This is a genomic window from Bacillus sp. JJ783 (assembly GCF_036963225.1).
GTDB lineage: Bacteria > Bacillota > Bacilli > Bacillales > Bacillaceae_G > Bacillus_A > Bacillus_A cereus_U.
This window is the reverse complement of sequence record NZ_JBALMG010000019.1, coordinates 340-8,368: the sequence shown is the minus strand read 5'-3', so window position 1 is coordinate 8,368 and position 8,029 is coordinate 340. Positions and strand designations below refer to the sequence as shown.

Genomic DNA, 8,029 nt, shown 5'->3' with positions numbered 1-8,029 from the left:
ATAATAGGTTCAGCTTATATCTTGACTTTTAATAAAATTTAAAAGTGTTGGTTTTTAATTGTGTGAATAAGAGGTTAGTTGTTGTTTTGGAATTTAAAACATTGATTTAAACTTGGCAATTGTATCATATAATTTTTCTAATCCAATCAACATATCTTTTTCATTTAACATTGAATAACTAATTCGTAAATGATTATATTGAGTTTCATGGCTTAAGAGACAAGCTGTGCCGGGTAAAAAAGAAACATCAACTTCATTTGCTTTTTGTAATAATGTAAAAGGATCAATTGACCGAGGGAGTGTAACCCATAAGTTAAATCCACCATTAGGTATTTCAAATTCTAATTCTTTTAATGGAGATAATATATCAATTGTTAAATCACGTCTAATTTGTAAAGCTGTACGTAATTTTTCTAAATGATTTTTCATTCGTTCCGCCCGTAAAAAAGGAAGTAGTGCTTTCTGCGTTAATAAAGGGCTACCAATATCCATAGAAGCTTTCACTGCATATAACCATTCAAAAATAGGACCTTCAGCTGCAAGCGCCGCGATGCGAAGGCCTGGTGCTAACGTTTTACTAAATCCTTTTAAATATATAACATGACCATTTGTATCAAAGCTTTTTATGGGGGGAGGTACTATAGCATCCTCAAAATAAATTTCTCCGAAAGAGTCATCCTCAATAATGAAGAAGTTATATAACTCTGCTAGTTCTACAAGCTCTATTCTTCGTTCTTTACTCATCAAAGTACCTGTTGGATTCTGAAAAGTAGGATTCACATATAACAAGACAGGATTTTTCCTTTGACAAATATCATCGATTAAGTCTGAGCGAATTCCGTTGTTATCAAGACTAACAGGGATAATTTGAACTCCTTTATTAACAAATACATCAAGCGCCGCTCCATAACATGGACTTTCTACTAAAACTAAGTCTCCGGGCTTTAATAATGTTTGAGCGATTAAATCAATTCCTTGCTGGGCACCACTTGTAATTAATAATTGAGATGGATCTATAACTAATTGTTGGTGTTCTTTTAAGTAGTTTGTTATTTCCACTCTAAGTTCTTTATCACCTTGAACAGGTCCATAAGTTGCTAGTATCATTTGATCCTTATTAAGTAATTTGTGCATTTCATCTGAAAGAAATGGATTTGGTAATAAACGTGGATAAAGAACCGCCTGTGAAAAATCGAAATATTTACGGTGTTGGTTCATTACATATTGAGAACGCATAACATTAATGGATTTCGTTTGTTGCCATTGATACGGAATTGGTTTGAAATCTTTATTCACACGTTTATGTATATAGGCACCTTTTCCTTGTTCAATTCGTATATAACCTTTCGTTTCTAACTGTTTATAAGCTTTACGAACAGTTAATAAACTAATTTGCAAATCATCGGCCATAGAACGTAAAGAAGGGAGGTAATCGCCATGTGTAAGCATCCCGCTTTGAATCCTCTCAACAATTTGCATATATATTTGTTGGTAATATGGTATGTTGGATTCTTTACGTAGTACTATCTTCATAGAATCACCTGTTTTTCTTTTTAATTCAATTAAAGCGAAAAACATGGAGGGAATCAACTATATTTTTATTCAACTGTTATATGCGTTGATACACTGTTATACACCATATCCTCTATACTCATTTCAAGAGTAAAAAGGAGGAAGAAAAATGGTCATTTTAAATTATATTTTAGTATGTATTATTTTTGGAACGACATTTTTAACGATAAAAATTGGAATAGAAGCGGGCGCACCACCATTATTTTCAGCTGGAATTCGTTTCTTTTTGGCGGGCCTTATTCTCATTATTATTTTTAAATTAAAGAGAAAGGATATTATACCTTACTTATTATCAAAACGTATTATATATGCTGGTTTTTGTTTAACATTTATGACATTCGCGACCCTTTACTGGTCAGAACAATATATTTCTTCTGGATTAGCTGCAGTTCTATCAGCAACAGGTCCAATGATGATCTTGCTATTACAATCAAGGCGAAACAAAACAAAATTGCAAAAAGAACAACTTGTTGCTTTAGTTATAGCACTTATAGGCGTTTTTTGTATTTCTTTACCTGGAATGCATCAAGAACTTACATTCATATGGAGTATCGCTTGCCTTGTTATATTAGTAGGAGAGTTGTTTTATGGAATAGGTTCTATTCGTTCAAAAGAAATACTTTCAGATTTACCTAACGTATCACCATTTCTCATTAACGGCATTCAAATGTTTTATGGAGGAGTTTTGTTGTTAATTGTATCTATCGTAATGGAACAGCCTAATCTAACGATCTTAACATCTTGGAATGTACAATGGCCAATTTTATATCTCATATTTGTAGGGTCTATCGGTGGACACGGTTTATATTACTGGCTTTTATCAAAAACAAATCCTGTATTTCCATCAACGTGGTTATATGTATCTCCGTTAATCGCTGTTATTGTAGGTTATTTTGTATTAGGAGAACCATTAAATCCTACAATGGGAATTGGTGCTTGTTTAATCTTGATTGGTGTATTTTTAGCAAATCGTTCTACACTTGGGGTTTATTTTAAGCAAGGAAGGTTGTTAAAAAAAGAGATGTAGTTAAAGTTTAATGATGTGGAAAACAGCGAAAAACGTATTCAAACTTTAGAAGAAAATGATTAACATATTAGAATACAGATTAGAGATAGTAAAATCAAAAACACAGTGGGGGAAATAACCAACTGTGTTTTTATATAGGGTGTATTTAATTTTACAATTAACTAAATCGATCGCATATTGTTTGGTGGATGAGTGTTATTTTTTTATTACGGTATTGCCCATCGCAATAGAAATTCGATTCCAGCTGTTTATTTGATTAATGATTAACACAAGATCAACATATTGTTTTTCGTCAAAGTATTCACGTACTCGATTGTATAGATTTTCAGGAACTCTTTTAGTAGGAATGAGAGTAATATGCTCCGATAGTTCCAAAGCAACTTTTTCTTCAGGAGTATAAAAATCACAATCATCCCAAGCATTTAAGCAATAAATTCTTTGCTCGGTTTCACCTAATTTTCGGGCGTCAGAAGTATGCATATCGATACAATAAGCACAACCATTAATTTGAGAGACTCTAATTTTTATAAGCTCTCTAACAGCACGATTAATTGAGGATTTTTTCGTGTATTTCTCCATATCCATCATAATTTTCATACCATCAGGTGAAATATCATAGTAGGCAATTCTTTGACTCATAAGACAAAACCTCCATTATTATAAGTTTTTATAATAAAAACACACTAGGTCGCTATTGGGACTTCTAGTGTGTTTTCGTAATTAATTTACTTTTTTAATAAAACCTTTATAATGACGTTTCACAAGCTGACTTTCAAGCGTCTTCATCGTTTCTAATGCTACACCTACGATGATAAGTAAGCTTGTGCCACCGATTTGGGCAGAAGGTGGTAATGTTGCGATTTTCGTGAATACGAGCGGTAATATTGAAATTGCGCCTAAGAAAATGGCACCGATAAATGTTAAGCGATATAAAATTTTTGTTACATACTGTTCTGTAGATTTACCTGGACGAATACCAGGTACGTATCCATTTTGCTTTTTCAAATTCTCAGCCATTTGTTCAGGGTTCACTTGAATGAATGCATAGAAATATGTGAAAGCAACGATAAGACCTACATAAAGTGTCATTCCAAATGGATGTGCAAAATCAAGATTCGCAATTATCCATTTAGATACGCTTGAATCAGGGAAGAGCTGCGCAATTGTACGCGGCGTCATTAAAAAGGCAGAAGCAAAGATAACAGGAATTACACCTGCACTATTTACTTTAAGAGGTAAATGAGTGTTTTTTGCTCCTTGATACTGATTGTTTCCTGAAACAGCTTTTGCATATTGAATCGGTATTTTTCGAACTGCTTGCTGGATGTAAATAACACCAACAACAATCGCTAAAATAACAAGTCCAATTAAGACCATTTTTATAATGTGCATAAATAATTGATCGCCTGCGTTTTGGAATTGTTGTAAATAAATTTGATTTGCAACATTTGGAATCGCCGCAACAAGTCCTGCGAAGATAATCATTGAGATTCCATTCCCAACGCCATTAGCGGTGATTTGTTCACCTAACCAAAGTAAAAATGCAGTACCAGCAGTTAATACTGTCGCAATAAATAAGTATGTAGTCCAGCTTGGATCTGTTATTAATTGTCCGCCTGCTATATTATTAAAGCCATAAGACATCCCGATGGATTGTATGAATGCGAGAATGATTGTAAAGTATCGAGTAAATTGAGCTGACTTCTTACGGCCCATTTCTCCTTGCTTTGCCCATTCTGTAAATTTAGGTACAACGTCCATTTGTAGTAATTGTACAATGATGGAAGCCGTAATATATGGTGTGATACCTACAGCAAAGATTGAGAAGTGTTGCAGTGCTCCTCCGCCAAATACGTTCAGCATGCCTAAAACGTTGGCTTGATCTTGTACTTTTAATACCTCTGCGTTAGTATGAGGAACTGGAATAAACGTGCCAATTCGAAAAACAATTAACATCGCTAGTGTAAAAAGAATTTTGTTTCTTATCTCAGTTACTCTCATAAAGTTTGAAATCGTACGAAACATTATGTCGCCTCCTATATTTTTATCAGTTCAAAACTGATTATTATATCCCGATGAAGTAACCACAAACCTCCTTCCGCATTAAATTCATTTGACAAATGGAATTTTATACATTTTGTAGTTTTCACGGATATAAAAATATAAGGTGTTATACAAGCGATTTATTAACTTTTCGTAATCATTCAATACCCATAATATAACTAATAAATTAACAAATGTATATACATAAGCATTAAAAATGAATGAATAGGGTGATTTTTTGCATTTATTAAATGCTAGATTGATAATTAGGAACGTTTTATGTAGTTATATTGAAAGGATTCCGTGGAAAGTATTATGATGTAGCTGTAGCGCATGATAAACTCAAGGAAATCTTCAAGGATGTTGAGAGAACTCATACATTTCAGCATGAATTAGAGAACCTACTAAAGAAAGTAAAGATTGGATTGGAATAATAGTGAAGGAAAATCTTTTTTCCATAGAGAATATTTCTAGCGTAGGAATCTAAGTATGTAGGTTCTAGCGAAAGGAGAATTCACATGAATACATTTGTAAATGACAAGTTTTATGAAACCAGAAATCAATTATTTGAGGAAATTACTTTGTTAAGTGATGCTCAATTTAATAGGAAACCAGATAAGGACAAATGGAGTATAGCACAAGTTTGTCATCACTTAGTTTTATTAGATGAGAGAGTTATAACAGTTATTTCATCGGGATTAAAAAAGATGGATAGTATCTTAAATGAGCGTAAAGAAATTCACGCTATTTTATTAGATAGATCGATAAAATTTATAGCCCCAGAAATGATTGAACCAAGTATAGAACCATTTGAAGTGCAGCAAATGGTTGATTTGTTAAACGACTCTAGAAAAGAATTGATGCGTTTCCTGAGTACAATAGAAGATGAATCTATATTAGCGAAAAAATCAGTGACGCATCCAGCTCTTGGAGAATTACTTCTTGATCAGTGGATAGAACTAATCTATTTGCATGAACAGCGTCATATAGAACAAATTAAAGAGATAAAATTGCTTTGTGGAGTTGAAAAGTAAACATCATTATCTATTTTTTGAGCGATTTGGGATAGCATCAAGGTTTCGAGTGATAAAATAGAAGTCCTGATTAAAATTATGATGAATTTAGTTGAAAGCAACCAATAAGCTGAAGAAATTACGAAACTAGCAGATCTTACTCCTGAAGAGGAAACGAACATTCGAAAAAAATCTGAATCCGATTTGCTGTATAAGTGTAACCCCCGTCTTAAATGAAGAGCGGGGTTATTATTTTTGGAAGTACATATACATCTACCGTTGGTTTAGCACTCTTCACACGTTTGAGGAAGAAGTATTTTGTCAGAAAACGATAAAATACAATTCTGTTAGGGGATATATGCATTTTATTCTCTTTATTTTTGCAGTTGAATTTTTCTGAATAATAAGTTACATTTTTAAAGTTCAAGCAACTTTATGACAGTACAAAAAGGGGAGAAATATTGTTATTATGCAAAAAATGAAATGGAAGAACTATGTATGCTATTTTATTATTCTTATGCTTCTTGTAACAGCAGTAACAGTCAAACCAGCTATTTCTAAGGCTGAGGAATCTGATGTTAATATTACATTGTTAGGTACTGCAGATATTCATGGTAGATTTATGCCTTGGGATTATGCGCTTGATGGAGCAAATATGAGTGGAAGTTTGACGCAGCTTTATACGGTTATAAAGAAGGTACGTCAAGAAAATCCAAATACCATATTAGTAGATGCCGGGGATACAATTCAAGGAAACTCAGTAGAATTATTCAACGATAAGCCACAATCGCCAATGATGGTAGCGATGAATACAATGGGATATGACGCCTGGGCATTTGGAAATCATGAATTCAACTTTGGATTAGATACATTGAAAAAAGTTAGTGAGCAATATAAGGGAAAGACGTTAGCAGGAAATATTTATAAGGAAAATGGAGAGCGTTTTCTTCCTGCATATACGATTGTTGAAAAAGGTGGAATTAAAGTCGGGATTATTGGCATGAATACACCAATGATTAGTGATTTTGAAAAAGGGACAGATCATTTGGATGGTTTAGTAGTGAAAAATCCAGTAGAAGAGACAAAAAAGGCAATTAAAGAATTAGAAGGTAAAGTAGATGTAATGGTAGGGGTTATGCATATGGGACTAGAAAATGAGAATGGAATCCCAGGTACTGGTGTTCAAGATATTGCGAATGCTTGTCCGGAACTAAGCGCTATTTTTGCGGCTCATATGCATAAACTTGTAAAAAAAGAAGTTGTAAATGGCGTAATTATTACAGAACCAGATAAATATGGAACGCATATTTCACGTATTAACCTTACTTTTACAAAGCAAGATGGAAAGCTTGTTTTAAAAGATAAAACTGCTACCGCTATACCTGTAAAAAATGCTGATGGAACTACAGTATTATCTGATTCTACACTTGAAGAAACACTAACACCTTTTCATGAGTATGCGAGAGGAGATGCAAATGTTGTAGTCGCTCAATTAAAGGGTAGAAACCTTGTTCCTGAAAATGAAATAAAGGGTATTCCAAGTGTGCAGATTCAAGAGACACCTTTATCAGATTTCTTTCATGAAGTCATGCTCTATTACAGTAAAGCGGATGTAGTAGCCCATCAAATTGATAATGATTATGCCCGTTTGGATATTGGTCCTATAAAGAAGAAAGATATTGCGTATAATTATCAATATGCTTTGGGAGAAATTACAGTATATAAGATAACTGGAAAAGATTTAAAAGACTATATGGAATGGGCAGCAGGATATTTTAACTCATCTCGTGCCGGAGATGTAACAGTTAGTTTTGATAAAAACCGTCGTGCGTCTAAATACAGTACGAACGATTTCTTTGGAGGCGTAAAATACGAAATTGACTTAACAAAACCATATGGAAATAGAATTACAAATTTACGCTCTATTCGTACAAATAAACCAATCAAAATGAGCGATGTTATGACGCTAGGAATGAATGCGTATAGAATGGAGGCTCTTCAGGCAAAAGGGGGAGCTTTAGAGGGACGTAAATTTGAACAAACTTGGTCATCTAAACAAGAGAATGCATTCGGAGAAACAGGCGGAACCATTCGTAACCTTGCTATTACATATTTAAAAGAGGTAAAGAACGGTGTATACACGCCAAAAGTTATGCATAATTGGAAAATTACTGGTGTAGATACACATTCTTCCGAGCATAAGGCTGTAGTTGATCTTGTAAATAAAGGAATTTTAGAAATTCCAAAAACAGAAGATGGAAAATATACAAATATAGCATCTATAAATACTAAAGATTCAATTACAAAAGAAGAGATTGTAGCACTCTCACAAAAAGCTAATATTAATCCAAATCAGTTTAATCATGTAAAAAGA

Annotated in this window: 6 protein-coding genes; 3 read left to right on the top strand and 3 right to left on the bottom strand. The window is 33.4% G+C overall.

The annotated features are described in order from the left end of the window. Positions 1 to 93 precede the first annotated feature (93 nt). Positions 94 to 1,533, bottom strand: a complete 1,440-nt coding sequence (locus V7038_RS04855; protein ID WP_199659430.1) for a PLP-dependent aminotransferase family protein — start codon at positions 1,531 to 1,533, stop codon at positions 94 to 96. Positions 1,534 to 1,681: 148 nt separating this feature from the next. Here V7038_RS04855 and V7038_RS04850 point away from each other — a divergent pair, with 148 nt between their 5' ends. Beyond that, complete coding sequence (locus V7038_RS04850; RefSeq protein ID WP_335469358.1) at positions 1,682 to 2,599, top strand: DMT family transporter; 918 nt, start codon at positions 1,682 to 1,684, stop codon at positions 2,597 to 2,599. A 195-nt stretch (positions 2,600 to 2,794) separates the two neighbouring features. Here the strand turns inward: V7038_RS04850 and V7038_RS04845 are convergent, their stop codons facing one another. Both V7038_RS04845 and secY read right to left on the bottom strand, forming a co-directional pair. Next, positions 2,795 to 3,238, bottom strand: a complete 444-nt coding sequence (locus V7038_RS04845) for a carboxymuconolactone decarboxylase family protein (RefSeq protein WP_088078602.1) — start codon at positions 3,236 to 3,238, stop codon at positions 2,795 to 2,797. Positions 3,239 to 3,319: 81 nt separating this feature from the next. Then, entirely contained in the window at positions 3,320 to 4,624 is a 1,305-nt protein-coding gene (secY, locus tag V7038_RS04840; RefSeq protein ID WP_199659433.1) for a preprotein translocase subunit SecY, read from the bottom strand. A 536-nt stretch (positions 4,625 to 5,160) separates the two neighbouring features. On the opposite strand from secY, the gene V7038_RS04835 reads away from it, so the two are divergent. Beyond that, positions 5,161 to 5,676: a DinB family protein gene (locus V7038_RS04835; RefSeq protein ID WP_199659434.1), complete on the top strand. Its 516-nt coding sequence runs from the start codon at positions 5,161 to 5,163 to the stop codon at positions 5,674 to 5,676. Between the two features lie 448 nt (positions 5,677 to 6,124). Continuing rightward, positions 6,125 to 8,029: bifunctional metallophosphatase/5'-nucleotidase (locus V7038_RS04830; RefSeq protein ID WP_335469355.1), on the top strand; the 1,905-nt coding region annotated here is incomplete at its 3' end.